Genomic DNA, 19,916 nt, shown 5'->3' on the forward strand with positions numbered 1-19,916 from the left:
CGGCAGTGAATCGGCCGTCGAGATTGGAGGACCGGTATGACTTACGCGCTTCGACAGATGGTGGTGCTTTGCTGTATCGCCGCATTCATGCCCCTCCCCGCGCTGGCCCAGAGCGCCCCGCCGCCCCCACCCGTCACCGTCGCCAAGCCGGTCGTTCGCGATGTCATCGATAGCGACGAGTTCATCGGCCGGTTCGAGCCGGTCGACGAAGTCTCCGTTCGTTCGCGCGTCGGTGGTTACCTGCAGGAAATCCATTTTCAGGACGGCGCATTGGTCAAGCAGGGCGACCTGCTCTTCGTCATCGATCAGCGGCCGTTCGTAACCGCGCTCAATCAGGCAAAGGCGACACTCGAATCGGCGCAATCCACCCTGGTCTTTGCCGATGCGCAGTATAAGCGCACGCAATCTCTTGCTTCGAGCGGCAGCCAGTCGGCGCAGACGCTGGATGATCGCCGCCGCGAATTCGATTCGGCCGAGGCCAATGTCCGCGGCGCACAGGCCGCAGCCGATCGCGCGTCTCTCGACATGGAATATACCGAGATTAAGGCGCCACTCAGCGGCCGCATCGACCGCCGGCTAATCTCGGCCGGCAACCTGGTGCAGACCGATCAGACTGTGCTGACGACTATTGTTTCGCTCGACCCGATCGATTTCTATTTCGACGTCGATGAGCGCCGCCTGCTGAATTTCGCCGACACGGCGCGCAAACTGGGCAAGGATCTTCAGCAGGGTGGCGGCGGCCTGGATGTATCCGTCACGATCTCGGATCCCAATGCCAAACCATTCAAGGGAAAGCTCGATTTCGCCGAGAACCGGGTCGACAATGAGAGCGGCACCATTCGTCTGCGTGCCCGCTTCCCCAACCCCGATCTCGTCCTTCAGCCCGGCCTCTTCGGTCGCATACAGGTCGAAGCCTCCAACACCTACCAGGCCATTCTCGTCCCCGACGAGGCAATCGGCTCGGACCAGAATGAGCGCGTCGTCTATGTCGTCGCCGAAGACGGCACGGTGTCGACCAAGCCCGTAAGGCCCGGACCGCGGCTCTATGGCTACCGCGTCATACGCGAGGGCCTCGACGGCACCGAGACGATCATCGTCAACGGCCTGATGCGCGCCCGGCCGGGTGCAAAGATCACGCCTCAGATGACCGAACTGCCGCCGGAACGGCAGGACACTGCGCCCGAAACCGCCGGCGCGGAGAACGGACAATGAGATTTGCTCATTTTTTCGTAGACCGGCCGATCTTTGCGGCGGTCATCTCGATCCTTTTTCTCGTCGTCGGCAGCATTGCCTATACGCAATTGCCGGTATCGCAGTATCCCGAGATCGCACCCCCGACCATCGTCGTGCGCACCTCTTATCCGGGTGCCGACCCGCAGACGATCGCCGATACCGTTTCGACGCCGCTTGAACAACAGATCAACGGCGTCGAAGACATGCTTTACATGTCATCCTACTCCAGCGCCGACGGCGCCATGTCGCTGACGATCACCTTCAAGCTCGGCACCGATCTCGACAAGGTCCAGGTGCTTGTCCAGAACCGCGTTTCCATCGCCCTTCCCCGTCTTCCCGAGGAAGTCCAGCGGCTTGGCGTCACCACCGACAAAAGCTCGCCTGATCTGATGATGGTGGTGCACCTGCTGTCGCCGTCGCATCGCTATGACCAGCTTTACGTCTCGAACTATGCCCGCAACCGCATTCGCGACGTTCTCGTTCGCCTTGACGGCGTCGGCGACGTGCAGCTCTTCGGCGAGCGCCAGTATTCGATGCGAATCTGGCTGGACCCGGAAAAGCTCTCCGCCTACGGGATGACATCCGACGACGTCGTCGCTGCGCTGAGAGATCAGAATGTCCAGGTTTCAGGCGGCAAGATCGGGGCCCCACCCGTCACCGGCAAGAATGCGTTCGAATATACGGTGCGAACGGACGGACGCTTCTCCGACGTGCGCGAATTCCGATATGTCATTGTGAAATCGACGACATCGGGCCGGCTCGTGCAATTGCAGGATGTCGCCCGCATCGAGCTCGGTGCACAGGATTACGTCACCAACAGCTATCTCAACAACGATCCCGCGGTTGCTCTCGGCATCTTCGCCCGGCCGGGAACCAACGCCCTGGACACCGCCCATCAGGTCCAGACCATCATGAAGGACCTCTCGCAGAATTTTCCTCAAGGCCTGGAATATCGCATCGTCTATGACACGACCGAATTCATCTCGGATTCGATCACCGAGGTCTATCGAACTATCGCCGAAGCGGCCATCCTGGTGGCGATTGTCGTTCTCGTTTTCCTGCAATCCTGGCGAACCGCGATCATTCCGATCATTGCCATCCCGGTATCGCTGATCGGCACCTTCGCCGTTCTGCTGGCGTTCGGCTTTTCGCTCAACATGCTCACCCTATTCGGCCTCGTGCTGGCAATCGGTATCGTCGTCGACGACGCGATCGTGGTGGTGGAAAACGTCGAGCGCAATCTGGCGCGCGGGATGACGCCGAAGCAGGCGTCCCATGTCACGATGGACGAAGTCGGAACCGCCGTCGTCGCCATCTCCCTGGTACTGATCGCCGTGTTCGTACCGACAGCCTTCATTCCAGGCATCTCCGGCCAGTTCTACCGACAGTTCGCGGTCACGATCGCTGTCACCACCGCAATTTCCGCATTGAATTCCCTGACGCTTTCGCCTGCCCTCGCAGGCATATTGCTGAAGACTCATGACCATAAAACCAAGCGCACGAATGTCGCATCCCGTCTGGGAAGAGGGCTGGCAAACGGCTTCAACCATGGATTCGATCGGCTGAGCTCCGGCTATTCATGGACCGTTCGGCATCTGGTCAGCAGCTGGATTGGGTTGACAGCCGCGATGGTCACGTTCGTCTGCCTGCTCGGAGCAACCTGGTATATGGGCACGAAAGTTCCCGCGGGCTTTATCCCGACCATGGACCAGGGTTACGCCATCATCGTCATACAGCTGCCTGATGGAGCCTCGCTTGCGCGTACCGACGCCGTCGTCAAACAGGTGGGCGATATCGCCCGCACTGTCCCCGGCGTCGGCAATGCCGTGCAATTTGCCGGCTTCAGCGGGGCGACATTCACCAATGCCTCAAATGCCGGCGTCGTCTTCGTCCCGTTCAAATCCTTTGCCGAACGTGAAGAAGGCGGAGAGAACGCCAACAAGATCATCGGCGAGCTTTACGGCAAACTGCAAAGCATCCAGGAAGCCTTCATCATCGCCATCCCACCGCCATCCGTGCGCGGCGTCGGCAATTCCGGCGGCTTCAAGATGCAGATTTCCGATCTCGAAAACGCCGACATGACGCGCGTCCTCGGCCTCGCCCGGCAGATGATGGGTGCGGCGGCAACGACCGAGGGGCTGACCGGCGTCTTTACGACATTTTCGGATGCCAGCCCGCAATACTTCCTGGCGATCGACCGCGACAAGGCGCGCTTCCTGAATGTGCCGATCCCCAATATCTTCAACGCCCTTTCCATCAATCTCGGCGTCGCTTACGTTAACGATTTCAATGCTTTCGGCCGCGTCTACCAGGTTCGCGCCCAGGCCGACCGGCAATATCGCATGGACCGGGAAGACATCCTTGCCCTGAAGGTCCGCTCGGCGACCGGCGCGTTGGTTCCGCTTGGAACCTTGATGGACATCCAGGATGCCAGCGGCCCGGCGCTTGTCCAGCGCTACAACATGTACGTCTCGGTGCCGCTTCAGGGCAATCCGACGCCGGGCACGTCGACGGGCGATGCCATCGCCAAGATGGAGGCGCTGGCGACCAAGATCCTGCCGCAGGGGACGACCTTCGAATGGACGGAACTCGCCTATCAGGAAACCCACACCGGCAACACCGCCATCTACATCTTCGCCCTGTCCGTCGTCTTCGTCTTCCTGGCGCTGGCGGCACAATATGAAAGCTGGGTTCTGCCGCTCGCGATCATTCTCATCGTCCCGCTTGCGGTGCTTGCGGCGCTGATCGGGGTCTCGCTGAGGGGAATGGACAACAACGTCCTGACCCAGATCGGCCTGATCGTCCTGATCGGCCTTGCGGCCAAGAACGCCATTCTGATCGTCGAGTTCGCCAGGCAGGCGGAAGACGAGGGCAAGTCACCGGTGGAGGCGGCCATCGAGGCCAGCCATCTTCGCCTGCGCCCGATCCTGATGACGGCATTCGCCTTCATCTTCGGTGTTCTGCCGCTTGCCATCGCCACCGGCCCCGGCGCCGAAATGCGCCAGTCGCTTGGCACCGCCGTCTTCTCGGGCATGCTCGGCGTGACGATCTTCGGCCTGTTCCTGACGCCGGTCTTCTACGTCGTGCTACGCGGCTGGCGCCGTAACCGGCCGGCCACTGTAGAACCAGCGAAGACAGAACCGGTCGAGGAAGGGGTCGTCTGAGACGACCCCACCGGCTGAGGAAACGGAAGTCAGGTCGAAAACAGATGCACTCGGCCTTGCCACAAGCGGGCGACGGTGAGTTTGCCGCTGCGATAGGCGCGCGTATCGATGTTGAGCCGCCTCGGCCGTATGTCGGGTTCATCATTCGGCGTATGACCGTGAACGACGAGTTTGGGCAACGGCACCCGGCTTTCGAGAAACCGCTGGCGGATGAGGACCAGATCCTCGTCCGTCTGCTTGCCGAGCGGCAACTTCGGATTGATGCCGGCATGCACGAAAATCACGCTAGGCGTCTCCAGCATGACCGGCATTGCCCGCATGAAATCGATATGCGTCCGCGGCAACGAATGACGAATGAAGGCATCGAGCTTCGCGCCGGAGGGGAAGATCAGTGGCAGATGCTCCGGATCGAGGCCATAGGATTTGAGCAGCTCCGCCGACCCCATCTGCATCCAATCATCATAGGAGGCCCAGCCGTCGATATAGTCGAGCATGGCGATTTCGTGATTGCCGGCAAGGCAGATGCGATCGAATCCGTCCGGCGGCGGCTCCATCAGATGGGCAATGACCTGTGCCGATTCCGGGCCGCGGTCGATATAGTCGCCGAGCGTGACGATCAGCTTTCGCCCGGGCAGCCGCGCGCCGTCACGCAGGATCGCCTCCTCGGCTTTCACAAGCAGGTCGTACCGGCCGTGAATATCGCCGATCGCATAGGTTGGGATAGCGGCAATATCCAGCGTCAGACGCGGTCTCGGCTGGCGTGCCATTTTCGAAACCTCGCTGTTGCGAGCACGAGAGTCGCTCATCATATTTCTCAAGGAAGCCCCACACCCTAAGTAGAGTAAAGGACAAGGCAATCAAGCTGGTAAGAAAATCCAAACCATTCGGGTTTTGTAGAAAAACCGGCCTTATCATTCGAGGGGCAATCCCTCACTCCTGTATCCGTCGAGAAAAGAGTGACCGATGGGAACGGTATCGCAGTTTCATCAGAGCCTCAGGCCTCCCGCGCATCGCATCGAAAGCGAAGAGGAGGCGATATCCACGGCCCGCGACCTCGCCGCCGCATTCCGGCATCAGGCGAGCGAGCGTGATATCAACCGCATCCTGCCCTTTGCCGAGCTTGATGCGCTGTCTGTATCGGGGCTGACGGCAATCACTGTTCCGCCAGACCATGAAGGGCTCGACGTGTCGAACGCCCTGCTCGCCGAAATCGTTGCGATCATCGCCGAGGGCGATGCCTCGATCGGCGAGGCGCTGGAAAGTCATTTTTCTGCGCTGGAAACGCTCCGCATTCAAGCTTCCGAGGATTTGAAGGCATCGCTGTTTGCCCGTGTGCTGCTCGGCGACAGCTTCGCGGGCGCCGCCTTCACCGACGGGACCGAACTGACTGCCGAAGGTCCAGGCAACCGCCTGAGCGGGCGCACGTGGCAGGCGCCCGGTATTCTATTCGCCGACTGGATTGCCGCTGCCGCCACCGCTCCTCCCAGCCGCCCGGTGACGCTCTACCTCGCACGCGGTGAAGAAGGCGTGCAGGTGGTCGATGATTGGGACGGCTTCGGCCAGCGCACCAATGGATCGGCGACGGCGATCGTCGGAACGCTTCATGTCGATGCCGATGCGATTGCGCCTGCTTCCTCCTCCGGACATTCGACCGGCATCTCGCTCGGCCTGCTGCTCAAGGCGGGCGTCAGCCTGGGCATCGCCCGGGCCGCATGGAGCGACCTGATGACCGCAATTGGCGATCGCAGCACGACCGTCCTTCCCCAGATCGGCGAACGCGCCATCCGCATCGAAATGGCGGCGGCAGCCTTGGAACGGGCTGGCCGCAAACTCGACATTGCCCAGGTCAATCCTGTGGAGGCCGCGATGGCGGACGCACATTTCTCCGCCTCGGCGGCCGTAATTCTTGCCGGGGAAACGGCGCTCGACACCGCAAATGCGCTGTTCGAACTTGCAGGGGAAACATCCGCGGGCATCGGCCTCAATCTCGACCGCCATTGGCGCAATGCCCGCATTCACGCGCTATCGCTGGCGCGGGATAAGTTGCTGCACATCGCAGGCGAATATATGTCAGAGCCTGGGAGGACCTAATTCAACTGGCGGCGGAGATCGGGAATTGTTCCTTGGTGCCGTCGATGCGGCCGCCGTCGGCGACGAACTGCTCGAGGGTCATATTGTCGAGAATGGCGGCGATCGCGTCCCGAACCTCGGTCATCGAGCGCCGCACCTGACAGGTTTCCGGATCGGCACAGTCGTCGCAGGCCTCGTAAGCCGTACGGCTGGCGCAGCGGATCGGCGCTAAGGGCCCGTCGAGCGTGCGGATGACATGGCCGATGCGGATTTCGGTTGCCGGCCGCGACAGGGAATAGCCGCCGCCCGGTCCCTTCTTCGAGCGCAGGATGCCGACATTGCGCAGTTCGAGCAGGATCGTGTCGAGAAACTTCTTCGGGATATTGTTGCGGGCCGCGATGTCGTTGATGAAGGCGGTCTCACCCGGCGCCAGCCGCGCCAGGTCGACCAGCGCCTTCAGCCCGTATTTTCCCTTTTTCGTCAGCATCGTCGTCGCCTTGTAGAAATCGCAGTATTTATCCTGCCAATAGCAGGCAAATAGCGTCAAAAGCGTGAACATACAACAAAATAGCTATTATATATAGCTTGTATCGGCAACGTCCACAGAAACGCCCGGCAGCCTCGAGAAAGACCGGCCGCCGCGCGCCCTGCCTGCAGCCTCGGTCAGATCGTCTTCAGCATGCCGCCATCGACGAAATAGGTCGAGCCGATGCAATAGCTCGCGCGCTCCGAACTCAGGAAGACGAAGACGTTTGCCAGCTCCTCTGGTGTGCCGAAGCGTTTGGAGGCGGCGTGCTCGTTGGCGACGCTCTGCAGGTAGCCTTCCCAGTTGCCGCCGGTTTCCGCCGTCAATTGCTTGGCGGTCTTGATCCAGTCGGGCGTCAGGATCAGACCGGCATTGACGCAGTTGACGCGGATATTGTCCTTGATGAGCTCGGTCGAAAGTGTCTTCGAAAACATCATCAGCGCCGACTTGCTGACATTGTAGATCGGCTCGTACCAGAGCGGCTGGACGGCGCAGATCGAGGCATTGTGCAGGATCACCCCGCCGCCGCGTTGCTTCATCTGCGGCGCGATGCCGCGCGCCAGCCGCACGGCGGCCATCACATGCAGGTCCCAATAGTCCTGCCACTTCTCGTCGGGCGCCTCCATCACCGTCTCGTTCGATCCGGTGCCGGCATTGTTGATGAGGATATCGGCGCCACCTTTTTCGGCCGCCGCCGCGATGATCGCCTCGGTTCCCGCAACCGTCGCCACATCGGCCGCGACAGCGGCGGCGCTGACGCCGTACTTCTTGGCGATACGGGCGGCTTCCGCCTCGAGCCGATCGCCGCCGCGTGCTGCCAGCACGAGGTCGACGCCCTCAGCCGCCAGCCCCTCGGCGATCGCCAGCCCGATGCCGACCGACGCACCTGTTATGACGGCAGTCTTTCCCTTCAATCCGAGATCCATGTCTTCCTCCGCAAACGGCCGGAGATCCCGGCCTGATGTGCTGAGTGTTCCGCCAATGAACCCCGGGCGTCAAGCGCCCGAACACCGCTTGCGGCAGGCGCCGATCTGTCGCATGCCTGCATCAACAGATGGGAGGAGTTTTCATGCGACGTTATTCAGCCTGCATAGAGTGGCTGTTTGCCGAAGAGGGCGACAGCTTTCCCGATCGCATCCGCCGCGCCCATGCGGCCGGCCTGACGGCGATCGAATTCTGGCGCTGGACCGACAAGGATCTGGATGCGATCGAGGCGGCGCTGAAGGAAACCAGCCTTGCCGTCTCCAGCCTCGTCGCCGAACCGATGATCGCGCTGACCGACGCCGCCAACCGGCAGGCCTGGCTGAAAGGCCTTGCCGAATCCGTCGCTGTCGCCAAGCGTCTCGGCGCGCCGGTGCTGATTGCCCAAGCGGGCGACGATCTCTCAGGCTTGACCCGCGAAGAACAGCGCCGGGCGCTCACCGAAACGCTGAGAGCCGGCGCCGATATCCTCAAAGGCAGCGGTGTCCGTCTCGGCGTCGAGCCGCTCAACATCCGCATCGACCATGTCGGCTATTTCCTCGATTCGACCCGCGAAGGTCTCGACATCATCGATGACGTCGCCCGCCCCGAGATCGGGATCGTTTACGACATCTACCATTCCGCCGTGATGGACGAGCGCACCGAGGAGGTGCTGAACGGCCGTCTCGACCGTATCATACACGTCCATGTCGCCGATCACCCTGGCCGCAACGAACCGGGCTCCGGCAATATTGACCTTGCCCGACGCCTCGGCTGGATCTTTGCCAACGGTTACGACGGCGCCGTCGGTCTGGAATACCGGCCGACCAGGCCCGGCGCGGACGCAGTCAAGGCTGCGATTGTTTCGCTCGGCGGTTAAACCTCGGCGGCATCGACGCTCGCCGCCGCCTTGCAGGGTCCGGCCGAGCGGCGCTCGATAATGCGCGAGGCAATCATGATACGCCGCGCCGGCATGCCCGGCAGGCGTGGATTCTCGATGCGCTCGAGCAAAAGCCGCAGCCCGACCGCCCCGCATTCCTGCCCCTCCATCCTCACCGTCGTCAGCGCCGGCGAGATCTGCGTTGCCGGCGAGTAGTCGCCGAAGCCGACGACCGAAATATCGTCGGGAATGCGATATCCTTGACCGAGCAGCTCGGAAACCACGGTCAGTGCCAGCCCGTCATGGGCGCAGAAAAAAGCCGTCGGCCGGATGCCTTTTTCCACGAGCGCTCGGAAGGCCGCGCTGAAGCCATTCTCTTCGTCGAACTGCATAACATGAAGCGCAACGTCAGGATAGCGTTCGGCGATTTCGCGGGCACCGTAGTGCCGCTCTTGGCGCCCCCGCAGGCCTGGCATGCCATAGACGTAAACAATGGACCGATGGCCGAGCCCGACCAGATACTCCACCACCGCCTGCCCTGCCTCATGGTCGGTGCCGCCGACATGGTCGATCTGTTCGAGCGCATCGACCCAGCCGAAACGCACGATCGGAACGCCGGTGGCACTTACCGCCGCCACGGCCTCACGGGCATGCGGACCGACGAGCATCAGCCCATCGCAAGTGCGCGCCAGCTCCTCCAACTGGCCGGAATCATGGGTCCAGCGTACGCGCAGCGTCATGCCAAGCCGATGAGCCTCGCGCTGCACACCGTTCTGCACCTGCATATAGAGCTCACTGTTGACGGCATCGAGATCGTGAAAGACAACCGCGACCTCGCCGGTGGAGCCCTGCCCGGCGGGCTTGGTATAGCCGAGGCGCTGCGCCGTCTCGCGGATCAGCGCGCGCGTTTCCTCGCTGACGCCGCTCTTGCCGGCAAGCGAGCGCGAGACCGCATATTTCGACAGGCCGACCTCCCGCGCGATCGTCTGCAATGTAACCCGGCCCCTGCTTCCCACGTGGCACCTCAGCGTTCGATTGATGCGCGCTGGCTATAGCAATCGCGCCGGTAAAGCAAATTATACACTAACGTAAACATAACGCTTTACCTAACAATATCCAAATGTAATCTTTTCCCCATCCAAACCCCACAGCAAAAATAATGATAAGGGCACGGATTTTTTGGAGGAGATCCCCTATGATCAAGCTGAAACGACGTGCGTTTCTGGCCGGGACATCGGCCGCCCTGATATTGCCGGCCCTGCCGGTTTTCGCCGCTGACTTCAAGGAAGCGGATATCCTGAAAACGAAGGTGTCGAGCGGCGCCCTGCCGGGCCTGAAGGACCGGCTTCCTGAAAATCCGCTCGTCGTCAAACCGGTCGAAAGCGTCGGCAAGTACGGTGGCGACTGGAACATGGCGCTGGTCGGCGGCGGGTCGCTGTCGATGCTGTTTCGCTACCAGGCTTATGAACCGCTGTTGCGCTACACCCCCGACTGGTCAGGCGTGACGCTGAATGTCGCCGAGTCCTTTGAGGGCGATGCCGACTCCAAGGTCTATACGATCCGCCTGCGCAAGGGCATGAAATGGTCGGACGGCCATCCCTACACCACCGCCGACATCAAGTTCTGGTACGACACCGTTTTCACCGACAAGCGCGTCGCCTTTGTCGGTCAGGATCACTGGAAGTCCGGCGGCAAGCCGGCCAAGCTGGAGATCGTCGACGAACAGACCTTCAAGGTCATCTTCGACAAGCCGAACGGCCTGTTCCCACTGCAGGTCGCCTGGGCAAACAACGACCAGACGACGCGCACGCCGAAACATTATCTCGAGCAGTTCCACATCGACTTCAATCCGAAGGCCGATGAACTCGCCAAACAACGCGGCTTCGAAAGCTGGATCGCCTCCTTCCAGGCGGCCGCCGGTTTCCAGGACGACAACGCCTTCTTCCTGAACTCCTCGAAGAAGCCGTGCGTGCATGCCTGGATGTTCACGATAGCGCCCGGCGAAAACACCGAACGCGCCGTTGCCGAACGCAATCCCTACTATTGGAAGGTCGACACCGAGGGCAACCAGCTGCCTTATATGGACCGCATCGTCTACCAGATGGTCGCCGACCCGCAGGTTTTGCTGCTGAAGGCCATGCAGGGCGAAGTCGACCTGATGGACCAGTATATCGCCACGCCGAACAACAAGTCGGTTCTCTACGATGCGCGTGAGCAGGGCGGCTATGATTTCTACACGCTGACTTCGACTGAAGCCAATGTGATGAATTTCATCTTCAACCTGAACCACAATGACGAGACCAAGCGGAAGCTCTTCCGGAACAAGGATTTCCGTGCGGCACTCTCGACAGCACTCGACCGGCAGTCGCTGATCGATGCGGTGCTCGTCGGCCAGGGGGCGCCTGCCCAGGCATCGATCAAGAAGGAAGACCCGCTCTACAATGAGCAGCTCGCCACGCAGTTCACGGCCTATGACGTCGACAAGGCGAATGCCATGCTCGATGAGATCGTGCCGAAGCGCGACGACCAGAACTTCCGCCTCGACGAAAAAGGCCGCCGCCTGACGATCATCTTCGAGATCGACCAGGCGCGCGCCGTCTTCCTCGATCTCTTCCAGCTGGTGATCCCGATGTTCCAGGCGGTCGGCATCGATGCGCAGATGCGCTCGATGGACCGTTCGCTCTGGGAGACGCGCGTCCGCCAGGGCCGTGATTTCGATGCGACCGCCCACCAGTTCGGCGCAAATGGCGGCGTCGCCGCCATGCTCGACCCGCGCTATTACGTGCCGACCGATGCCAACGCCATGTATGCCCCGGCCTGGCAACTCTGGTATCGCGACCGCGCCAATGCCAATGCCGAGGAACCGCCGGAAAGCACGAAGAGCCAGCTTGCGCTCTACGACAAGCTGAAGGCCACTTCCGACGCATCAGGCCAGCGCGAGGTCATGAAGCAGATCCTGCAAGGCGCCGCCGACAACTTCTATGTCTTCGGCATCTCGCTGCCGCCTGATGGATACGGCATCGTCAAGAACAACATGAAGAACATCACGAAGATCATGCCGAACTCCTTCGGCTGGCCGACGCCCGCTCCGACCATGCCGGAGCAGTTCTACAAGGTCTGATGGCCTTTTCTCCATGATGCATGCCAGGCGCCAGCCCTCCGGTTGGCGCCGAGGCTCTTCTTTTGCCAATGATTGGATGAAGACGATGCTCGATGCCAGAAAACAGAATACCCACACGTTGAGGACGCCGGACTGGTTCAAGACGGCGACCCGCTGGACCCAGCTGACCTTCGTGGAAGACGACCCGGAGAAATACGACCCGGCCTTCTGGATCGATGTCTTCAAACGCACGAAATCGAACGCGGTCTGCCTCAGCGCCGGCGGCTATATCGCCTATTATCCGAGCGAAGTGCCCTACCACTATGTGAGCAAGTATCTCGGCGACAAGGATATCTTCGGCGCGCTCGTCGATGCCGCCCGCAAGCTCGACATGCATGTCATGGCCCGCGTCGACCCGCATGCGATCCATGACGACGCCGCCAAAGCCCATCCGGAATGGGTTATGATCAATGCCGACGGCACGCCGCGCCGCCACTGGGCCTATCCCGATGTCTGGGTGACCAATGCCTATGGCGACTATAACAGCGTCTTCATGCCTGAGGTGGTCAAGGAGATCGTCCGCAAATACGATATCGATGCGGTCTTCGCCAATCGCTGGCAGGGCCACGGCGTCGATTATAGCGAAGACAGCGCCCGCCGCTTCAAGGACATGTCCGGCCACGCCCTGCCTGTAAAACCCGATGCCGAGGATCCCGCCTGGCAGGCCTGGGTGCGATGGCGCCGCCGCGTGCTCACCGACATGATCGCGCAATGGGACGATGCCGTCAAAGCGATCCGCCCGCATGCGAGCTTCGTTCCGAACATGGGCGGCGCTTCGCTGATGGAATTCGATCTCTCGGTCATCGCCAGGCACTGCCCCTTCCTCGTCGTCGACCATCAGGGCCGCAAGGGCCTCGAGCTCGGCTGGTCGGCTGGCCGCAACGGCAAGCGCATCCGCGCCACCTTCCCCGACCGCCCGGTCGTTCTGATCACCTCGATCGGCCCGGAGGAGGAATATCGCTGGAAGGACGCAGTCACCTCGGGCGAGGAGATGCAGCTCTGGATCAATGACGGCACTGCCCACGGTCTCTATGCCTGGTTCACCAAGTTCAACGGTGTCGTGCCCGACAAACGCTGGGTCGAGCCGGTGGCCGACGCATTCGGCCTGCAGGCAGCCGTCGAGCCGGTGCTGGAAAGCATGAAGCCGACCGCCGAAATCGCCGTCATCGATCCCTCGACAACGCTGCGCCACTGGGCGTCGGAAGAGCGGCATTCCGCCGAGAAGCACGATCTCGGTCTCTATCACGCCCTCGTCGAAGCCCGCCTGCCCTTCGAGCTGCTTTCGGACCAGGTGCTGACCGAAGAGAACCTCGACCGCTTCAAGCTCATCATCCTTGCCAACGCTTCCTGCCTTTCGGATGCGCAGAACGCGGCGATCCGCGCCTATGTCGATCGCGGCGGCAGCGTCATTGCCTCTTACGAGACGTCGCTGCGTGACGAATTCGGCAAGAAGCGTGACGAATTCGGTCTGGCCGAGGTGCTCGGCGCCAGATACGTCTCCGGCCCGCGCGGCATCGTCAAGAACGCCTATGTCGCCCTTTCCGGCGATCACCCGATCAATCGGGGTTTCGACGGCGCCGAACGCATCATGGGCGGCACCCGCCTGATCCACGCCGAACCGTCGGCCGATGCGAAGACGCCCTTCCTCTATGTCCCCGATTTTCCCGATCTGCCGATGGAAGAGGTCTACCCGCGCGAGGCCGCGAAAGGTGCTGCCGTCATCGCCCGCGAGACCGGCAAGGGCGGACGCACGGTCTATATCCCCTGGAACATCGGCGAGATCTTCTGGGAGGTCTTTGCGGTCGACCACGCCCGGCTCATCGCCAACGCCGTCCATTGGGCACTCGGCAAGACGCCGCGTCTCACCGTCAAGGGCAAGGGCGTCATCGATCTGGCGCTGCGCGAAAACGGTGAGGGTCTGGCGCTCAGCCTCTTCAACCTCACCAACCCGATGATGATGAAAGGTCCGATCCGCGACAATTACCCTCTGGCAGCGCAGACCGTTTCGGTGGAGATTCCGGAGGGCCGATCGGTGGCGAAGGCGTGGCTCGTCGTTGCCGACCGCGCCGCAAGCTTCAGCCTCGGGAATGGCCGCGCGCAGGTGGAGGTGCCTGGCATCGATCGGCTGGAGGTCCTGCATCTCACCTGGAAATGAGGTGACGCGCGACGGAGGAGCGCTTTCGGCCTAGGGCCGAAAGCGGGTGGATATCCGGGGGAAGCGCGTCACAGCGTTCCCGACGGGAGGAGAAACATTCCGATGCTTGGCTATATCTTCAAGCGCGTGCTCTACATGATACCGACCTTGTTCGGCATGTCGCTGATCTCGTTCCTGATCATCCAGCTGCCGCCGGGTGACTATCTGACGTCGATGATCGCCACGATGAGCGACAGCGGCCAGACCGTCGATCCCGCGCAGATCGAGCGGCTGAAGGAAATCTACGGCTTCGACGACCCCTTCTACGTCCAATATCTGAAATGGATCTGGGGCATCGTCAGCCGCGGCGATTTCGGCTACTCCTTCGAATGGGGCCAGCCGGTCTCCGGGCTGATCTGGGGCCGCATGGGCTCGACGCTGGTGATCTCGCTGTTGAGCCTGCTCTTCGTCTGGATCGTGGCTTTGCCGATCGGCATCTATTCTGCCGTCCGCCGCCACTCCGTCGGCGACCATGTCTTCACCTTTCTCGGCTTCATCGGCCTTGCCGTACCGAATTTCATCCTGGCGCTGACGCTGATGTACATCGCCTATAAATATCTCGGCCAAAGCGTCGGCGGGCTGATCTCGCCTGAGTATGCCGAGGCGACCTGGAGCCTCGCCAAGGTCGGCGATTTCCTCGCCCATCTCTGGATCCCGATCATCATCATCGGCGCATCGGGAACGGCGGCGCTGATCCGCATCCTGCGCGCCAACCTGACCGACGAACTGCACAAGCCCTATGTGGTCACCGCCCGCGCCAAGGGTCTGCCGGAATACAAGGTCATCTTGAAATATCCGGTCAGAATCGCGCTCAATCCCTTCGTCTCGGCGATCGGCTGGGTGCTGCCGCATCTCGTCTCGGGCGTGACGATCACGGCCATCGTGCTGAACCTGCCGACCGCAGGTCCTCTACTTTTCCGTGCGCTGATCTCGCAGGACATGTATCTCGCCGGCAGCTTCATCCTGCTTTTGAGCGCGCTCACCCTCGTCGGCATGCTGCTGTCGGATCTGCTGCTGGCGCTGCTCGATCCGCGCATCCGGTTCAATTGAGGGGGACGCGATGAGCACGCACGAAACCTTCGGAAGCCATGCGGGGCCGCTTCACACTGTTGCCGACGGCCCCTCGATCAGCCCGCTGAAACAGGGCAAGACCGTCTCGACCGCCGCGGTCGGTCCCTGGCGGCTGGTCGCCGGCAAACTGGTCCGCCAGAAGGTGGCGATGGTGGCCGGCGCCATCATCCTCTTTCTTTATCTGGTTGGCCTCTTCGCAGAATTTCTGGCGCCTGCTTTGCCGACGACCTCGCGGCCGCAATATACCTATGCCCCGCCGCAGGGCTTCAGCTTCTTCGTCGAAAAACCGGACGGCAGCTCGGAATTCAATTTCCATGTGAAGGGTTACAAGGTCGAGATCGACAAGGTGGCTCTGCGCCGCACCTTCGTCGTCGACGACACCAAGGTTGTGCCGATCGGCTTCTTCGTCAAAGGCGCGGCCTACGATCTCTGGGGCCTGATCCCGATGAACCGCCACCTGATCGGCCCCCTTAACCAGAACGATCCGATGTATCTGCTCGGCGCCGACCGGCTCGGCCGCGACGTCTTCTCGCGCCTCGTCTATGGCACCCGCGTATCCATGTCGATCGGCCTCGTCGGCGTCGCCATGTCGCTGATCCTGGGCGTCGTGCTCGGCTCGATCTCCGGCTTCTACGGCGGCTGGGTCGATACGCTGATCCAGCGCGTCATTGAGGTCGTCAGCGCCATGCCGACCATTCCGCTATGGCTCGGCCTGGCGGCGGCGATCCCGCTGACATGGTCGCCGGTCAATGTCTATTTCGTCATAACAATCATTGTCTCGCTGCTCGGTTGGACCAGCCTCGCGCGTGAGGTGCGCGGCCGCTTCCTGGCGCTGCGCAGCGAGGATTTCGTCGTTGCCGCCAGGCTCGACGGATCAAGCGAGGCCCGGCTGATCTTCCGCCACATCCTGCCGTCGCTGACGAGCCACATCCTTGCGGTCGTTACACTGGCCGTCCCGACCATGATCGTCGCCGAGACCTCGCTTTCCTTCCTTGGCATCGGCCTCAAGCCGCCGGTCGTCAGTTGGGGCGTGCTGCTGCAGGACGCCCAGAACATCCGCACCGTCGCCACCGCGCCGTGGCTCTTGATCTGGCCGTCACTCGCCGTCGTCGTCGCAGTCCTGTCCTTCAATTTCTTCGGCGACGGCCTGCGCGATGCCGCCGACCCTTATGACAATTGAGGAGGAAGCCATGACCGATCTTTCAGACGACGTCGTTCTCTCCGTCGAAAATCTCTCGATCGATTTCCGGCTGCGCACCCACATCCTGCACGCCGTCGAAAATGTCAGCTTCGAGCTGAAACGCGGCCAGACGCTCTGCCTCGTCGGCGAAAGCGGCTCCGGTAAAAGCGTTACGGCCCGCTCGCTTCTGCAGATCGTCGACAGCCCGGGCAGCATCGTTTCCGGCCGCATCCTGCTCAACAATGGCGACGGGATCACCGATATCGCCGCCTTGAAACCGTCGGACCGGGCAATGCGCGCCATCCGCGGCCGCCGCATCGGCCTGATCTTCCAGGAGCCGATGAGTTCACTGTCGCCGGTGCACACCATCGGTTCGCAGATCATCGAGGCCGTTCGCCTGCACAGCAATCTCGATCAGCGTGCCGCCCGCGAACGGACCATCGAACTGCTGCGCCAGGTCGAAATTCCGAACCCAGACAAGATGGCCGACCGCTACACCTTCGAGTTCTCCGGCGGCATGCGCCAGCGCGCCATGATCGCCATGGCGCTTGCCGGCAATCCCGACATTCTCATCGCCGACGAACCGACGACGGCGCTCGACGTCACCACTCAGGCCGAAATCCTTGACCTGATCAAGCGGTTGCAGGTCGAACGCGGCATGGCCATGCTGCTCATCACCCATGACATGGGGATCGTCGCCGAAGTGGCCGATGATGTCGCCGTCATGCGCTTCGGCCGCATCGTCGAGCGCGGACCGGTGGATGCGATCTACCATGCCGCCGAGCATCCCTATACCCGCCAACTGCTGGCCTCGACGGTCAAGCTGACCCACCATGTCGAAGGCGGGCAGCCCGCCGTGGCGCTCTCGCCGCAGGCGCCGCAGCCGATCCTGTCCGTCCGCAACCTCGGCAAGATCTATGGCTGGCATGGCAAATCAAACACGCTGCGCGCCGTCGACGACGCCAGCTTCGATCTCTATCCCGGCGAAAACCTCGGTATCGTCGGCGAAAGCGGCTCCGGCAAGACCACGCTCGGCCGCCTGATCTTGCGCACCGTCGAGCCGACATCGGGCAGCATCACCTATCGCGGCAGGGACGGTGGCGAGATCGACGTCACGAAACTCACCAAGCGCGAACTCCGCACCTTCCACCGCGACGTCCGCCTGGTTTTCCAGGATCCTTTCGCCTCTCTCAATCCGCGCATGACCGTCAAGGAGGTGATCGGCGATCCGCTTGTTGTCAACGGTCTGGCCAAGGGCAAGGCGCTGGAGGACCGCGTCGCCGAACTGATGCGCCTGGTCGGCCTCGACCCGATGGGCATGGAGCGTTATCCGCATGCCTTCTCCGGCGGCCAGCGCCAGCGCATCGGCATCGCCCGCGCTCTTGCGCTCGATCCGCGCATCATCATCGCCGACGAGGCAACGTCGGCACTCGACGTCTCGATCCGCAGCCAGATCCTCGACCTGCTGCTCGATATCCGCCAGCGGTTGAACCTGAGCTTCATCTTCATCTCCCACGACATTTCGGTCGTGCGTTATTTCTGCGATCGTGTCGCTGTCATGCATCGCGGCAAAATCGTCGAACTTGGCGAGGCCGAACAGATCTGCACCGCTCCCGAAGAGGCCTATACGAAGAGCCTCATCTCCGCCGTTCCCAATCCCGACCCTCGCGACAAGCGCATGCTGCACCGGCATCGTTTCGTCGCGCCTGCCAATATTTAAGGACGATCCCGTGCCGAAATTTTCCGCCAACCTTTCCTTCCTCTACCAGGACCTGCCCTTTCTCGACCGCTTCACGGCAGCCGCAAAGGACGGCTTCGGCGCCCTCGAATATCTCGGCCCCTATGCCGAACCGAAGGAGAAGGTCGCCGAGGCGCTGGAGGCGAGCGGCCTGAAACAGGCGCTCTTCAACGTGCCATCAGGCGACTGGGCCGGCGGCGAGCGCGGCATCGCCTGCCTGCCGGACCGCGTAGAGGAGTTCCGCAACGGCGTCGCGTTGGCGCTCGATTATGCCGCAGCGCTCGATTGCCGGCAGGTGAATGTCATCTCCGGCCTGGTGCCGAAGGGTGCGGACATTCAAACGCTGGAAACGGTGCTGGTCGACAATCTGAAATATGCAGCAAAGCGTTGTGCCGACGTCGGCGTCAAGCTGCTGGTCGAGCCGATCAACCTGCGCGATATTCCCGGCTTCTTCCTGTCGACCACCGCTGATGCCGAACGCATCCTCGACCGGGTCGGCTCCGACAACCTCTATATCCAGTATGATTTCTATCACATGCAGATCATGCAGGGCGACCTGATCCCCACCTTCATCCGGCTGAAGGAGAAGATCGCCCATGTGCAGATCGCCGACAATCCCGGCAGGGGCGAACCCGGCACCGGCGAGATCAACTACAGCTTTATCCTCTCCGAGCTCGATCGCCTCGGCTACGACGGCTGGGTGGGCTGCGAGTACAAGCCGAAATCCGGCACCAGCGAAGGCCTCGACTGGATGAAACCCTATCTGAAGTCAGCGAGGACAGCATGAACATCGGATTTATCGGACTGGGCGTCATGGGCCGCCCGATGGCGGAACACCTGATCGACGCCGGCCACACGCTGCATCTGAGCCGCGTGAAGGAAATCTCGCAGCATCTTGTCGACAAGGGCGGCAAACCTGCCGCCAGTGCGAAGGCCGTCGCCGAGGCCTCCGATATCATCATCCTGATGCTGCCGGATACGCCTGACGTCGAGACGGTGCTCCTCGGCGAAGACGGCGTTGCGTCAGGGCTGACGGAAGGCAAGCTTGTTATCGACATGAGTTCGATCTCGCCGGTCGTCACCAAGACTTTCGCCAAACGCATCGAGGCGCTCGGCTGCGATTATCTCGATGCCCCGGTTTCCGGCGGTGAGGTCGGCGCCAAGGCCGCCTCGCTGACGATCATGGTCGGCGGCAAGGAGCAAGCCTTCGAACGCGCCAAGGCGCTTTTCGAGAAGATGGGCAAGAACATCACTCATGTCGGCGGCAGCGGCGACGGCCAGACGGCCAAGGTCGCCAACCAGATCATCGTCGGCCTGACGATCGAGGCGGTTGCCGAAGCGCTGCTCTTTGCCAGGAAGGCCGGCGCCGATCCGGAAAAGGTCCGCTCCGCGCTGATGGGCGGCTTTGCCTCCTCGCGCATCCTCGAAGTGCATGGCGAGCGCATGGTCAAGGAGACCTTCGAGCCCGGCTTCCGCATCCGCTTGCACCGCAAGGACATGACGCTTGCCGTCGATGCCGCCCGCGCACTCGATCTGTCGCTGCCGAACACGGCCGCCACGCAGCAGTTGATGAATGCCGCGATCGCCAATGGCGACGGCGAACGCGACCATTCCGCCCTCATCCGCACCCTGGAACTCCTCGCCGGAGGGCCGCACTAGATCAACGCTTTTTAGAACAACCGGACGACATCTTCGATTGCCGACTGCCGGAGCCTTCTTTCCGGACGGCGAAGCCATGTC

15 protein-coding genes are annotated in these 19,916 nt (G+C 61.9%); 11 read left to right on the top strand and 4 right to left on the bottom strand.

Annotation, left to right across the window (positions count from 1 at the left end):
- Positions 1-36: 36 nt before the first annotated feature.
- Both RWK44_RS09850 and RWK44_RS09855 read left to right on the top strand, forming a co-directional pair.
- Complete coding sequence (locus tag RWK44_RS09850; protein WP_221952552.1) at positions 37-1,212, top strand: efflux RND transporter periplasmic adaptor subunit; 1,176 nt, start codon at positions 37-39, stop codon at positions 1,210-1,212.
- The gene (locus RWK44_RS09855; protein WP_316028727.1) at positions 1,209-4,397 is read left to right on the top strand and encodes an efflux RND transporter permease subunit; all 3,189 of its coding nucleotides are present in this window, start codon (positions 1,209-1,211) and stop codon (positions 4,395-4,397) included. Before RWK44_RS09850 ends, RWK44_RS09855 begins: the two co-directional genes overlap by 4 nt.
- A gap of 29 nt (positions 4,398-4,426) precedes the next feature.
- On the opposite strand, the gene RWK44_RS09860 is transcribed toward RWK44_RS09855, so the two are convergent.
- Positions 4,427-5,203, bottom strand: coding sequence for a metallophosphoesterase family protein (locus tag RWK44_RS09860; protein WP_020051383.1), 777 nt, complete (start codon positions 5,201-5,203; stop codon positions 4,427-4,429).
- 157 nt (positions 5,204-5,360) lie between these two features.
- Between RWK44_RS09860 and RWK44_RS09865 the strand changes: the two genes are divergently transcribed.
- Positions 5,361-6,488 (top strand): monooxygenase, encoded by a 1,128-nt coding sequence (locus RWK44_RS09865; protein ID WP_316028728.1) that lies wholly within the window; start codon positions 5,361-5,363, stop codon positions 6,486-6,488.
- Position 6,489: 1 nt separating this feature from the next.
- Here the strand turns inward: RWK44_RS09865 and RWK44_RS09870 are convergent, their stop codons facing one another.
- Positions 6,490-6,954: an RrF2 family transcriptional regulator gene (locus RWK44_RS09870; protein WP_077979272.1), complete on the bottom strand. Its 465-nt coding sequence runs from the start codon at positions 6,952-6,954 to the stop codon at positions 6,490-6,492.
- 176 nt (positions 6,955-7,130) lie between these two features.
- The gene (locus tag RWK44_RS09875) at positions 7,131-7,919 is read right to left on the bottom strand and encodes an SDR family NAD(P)-dependent oxidoreductase (RefSeq protein ID WP_131666155.1); all 789 of its coding nucleotides are present in this window, start codon (positions 7,917-7,919) and stop codon (positions 7,131-7,133) included.
- Between the two features lie 143 nt (positions 7,920-8,062).
- Between RWK44_RS09875 and RWK44_RS09880 the strand changes: the two genes are divergently transcribed.
- Positions 8,063-8,833 carry a TIM barrel protein gene (locus RWK44_RS09880; protein ID WP_131666156.1) on the top strand — a complete coding sequence of 257 codons (771 nt, stop codon included), beginning with the start codon at positions 8,063-8,065 and terminating at the stop codon, positions 8,831-8,833.
- Here the strand turns inward: RWK44_RS09880 and RWK44_RS09885 are convergent.
- Positions 8,830-9,849 (bottom strand): LacI family DNA-binding transcriptional regulator, encoded by a 1,020-nt coding sequence (locus tag RWK44_RS09885; protein ID WP_131666157.1) that lies wholly within the window; start codon positions 9,847-9,849, stop codon positions 8,830-8,832. The two genes, RWK44_RS09880 and RWK44_RS09885, sit on opposite strands and share 4 nt — an antisense overlap.
- 179 nt (positions 9,850-10,028) lie before the next feature.
- Here RWK44_RS09885 and RWK44_RS09890 point away from each other — a divergent pair, with 179 nt between their 5' ends.
- The 7 genes from RWK44_RS09890 (at position 10,029) to RWK44_RS09920 (ending at position 19,835) form a co-directional block, all read left to right on the top strand.
- The gene (locus tag RWK44_RS09890; protein WP_131666158.1) at positions 10,029-11,954 is read left to right on the top strand and encodes an ABC transporter substrate-binding protein; all 1,926 of its coding nucleotides are present in this window, start codon (positions 10,029-10,031) and stop codon (positions 11,952-11,954) included.
- An 85-nt stretch (positions 11,955-12,039) separates the two neighbouring features.
- Entirely contained in the window at positions 12,040-14,148 is a 2,109-nt protein-coding gene (locus RWK44_RS09895; protein WP_316028729.1) for a family 10 glycosylhydrolase, read from the top strand.
- A 102-nt stretch (positions 14,149-14,250) separates the two neighbouring features.
- The gene (locus tag RWK44_RS09900; RefSeq protein WP_316028730.1) at positions 14,251-15,237 is read left to right on the top strand and encodes an ABC transporter permease; all 987 of its coding nucleotides are present in this window, start codon (positions 14,251-14,253) and stop codon (positions 15,235-15,237) included.
- A gap of 10 nt (positions 15,238-15,247) precedes the next feature.
- Positions 15,248-16,438, top strand: coding sequence for an ABC transporter permease (locus RWK44_RS09905; RefSeq protein WP_168329431.1), 1,191 nt, complete (start codon positions 15,248-15,250; stop codon positions 16,436-16,438).
- A gap of 10 nt (positions 16,439-16,448) precedes the next feature.
- Positions 16,449-18,158 carry an ABC transporter ATP-binding protein gene (locus RWK44_RS09910; protein WP_316028731.1) on the top strand — a complete coding sequence of 570 codons (1,710 nt, stop codon included), beginning with the start codon at positions 16,449-16,451 and terminating at the stop codon, positions 18,156-18,158.
- 10 nt (positions 18,159-18,168) lie between these two features.
- Complete coding sequence (gene otnI, locus RWK44_RS09915; protein WP_316028732.1) at positions 18,169-18,963, top strand: 2-oxo-tetronate isomerase; 795 nt, start codon at positions 18,169-18,171, stop codon at positions 18,961-18,963.
- On the top strand, positions 18,960-19,835 hold the full coding sequence (locus RWK44_RS09920; protein WP_316028733.1) for a 2-hydroxy-3-oxopropionate reductase: 876 nt from the start codon (positions 18,960-18,962) through the stop codon (positions 19,833-19,835). Before otnI ends, RWK44_RS09920 begins: the two co-directional genes overlap by 4 nt.
- The last annotated feature ends 81 nt before the right edge of the window (positions 19,836-19,916 follow it).

Origin of the sequence: Rhizobium sp. 25PS6, from assembly GCF_032464655.1 — a bacterium.
GTDB classification, from domain to species: Bacteria; Pseudomonadota; Alphaproteobacteria; order Rhizobiales; family Rhizobiaceae; genus Rhizobium; species Rhizobium laguerreae.

Excerpts from the sequence above, each read along its gene's own strand:
- RWK44_RS09905 (WP_168329431.1), top strand. The coding sequence starts at position 15,248 with ATGAGCACGCACGAAACCTTCGGAAGCCATGCGGGGCCGCTTCACACT.
- RWK44_RS09895 (WP_316028729.1), top strand. The coding sequence starts at position 12,040 with ATGCTCGATGCCAGAAAACAGAATACCCACACGTTGAGGACGCCGGAC.
- RWK44_RS09875 (WP_131666155.1), bottom strand. The coding sequence starts at position 7,919 with ATGGATCTCGGATTGAAGGGAAAGACTGCCGTCATAACAGGTGCGTCG.
- RWK44_RS09890 (WP_131666158.1), top strand. The coding sequence starts at position 10,029 with ATGATCAAGCTGAAACGACGTGCGTTTCTGGCCGGGACATCGGCCGCC.
- RWK44_RS09860 (WP_020051383.1), bottom strand. The coding sequence starts at position 5,203 with ATGAGCGACTCTCGTGCTCGCAACAGCGAGGTTTCGAAAATGGCACGC.
- RWK44_RS09850 (WP_221952552.1), top strand. The coding sequence starts at position 37 with ATGACTTACGCGCTTCGACAGATGGTGGTGCTTTGCTGTATCGCCGCA.
- RWK44_RS09855 (WP_316028727.1), top strand. The coding sequence starts at position 1,209 with ATGAGATTTGCTCATTTTTTCGTAGACCGGCCGATCTTTGCGGCGGTC.
- RWK44_RS09910 (WP_316028731.1), top strand. The coding sequence starts at position 16,449 with ATGACCGATCTTTCAGACGACGTCGTTCTCTCCGTCGAAAATCTCTCG.
- RWK44_RS09900 (WP_316028730.1), top strand. The coding sequence starts at position 14,251 with ATGCTTGGCTATATCTTCAAGCGCGTGCTCTACATGATACCGACCTTG.
- RWK44_RS09880 (WP_131666156.1), top strand. The coding sequence starts at position 8,063 with ATGCGACGTTATTCAGCCTGCATAGAGTGGCTGTTTGCCGAAGAGGGC.
- RWK44_RS09870 (WP_077979272.1), bottom strand. The coding sequence starts at position 6,954 with ATGCTGACGAAAAAGGGAAAATACGGGCTGAAGGCGCTGGTCGACCTG.
- RWK44_RS09865 (WP_316028728.1), top strand. The coding sequence starts at position 5,361 with ATGGGAACGGTATCGCAGTTTCATCAGAGCCTCAGGCCTCCCGCGCAT.
- RWK44_RS09920 (WP_316028733.1), top strand. The coding sequence starts at position 18,960 with ATGAACATCGGATTTATCGGACTGGGCGTCATGGGCCGCCCGATGGCG.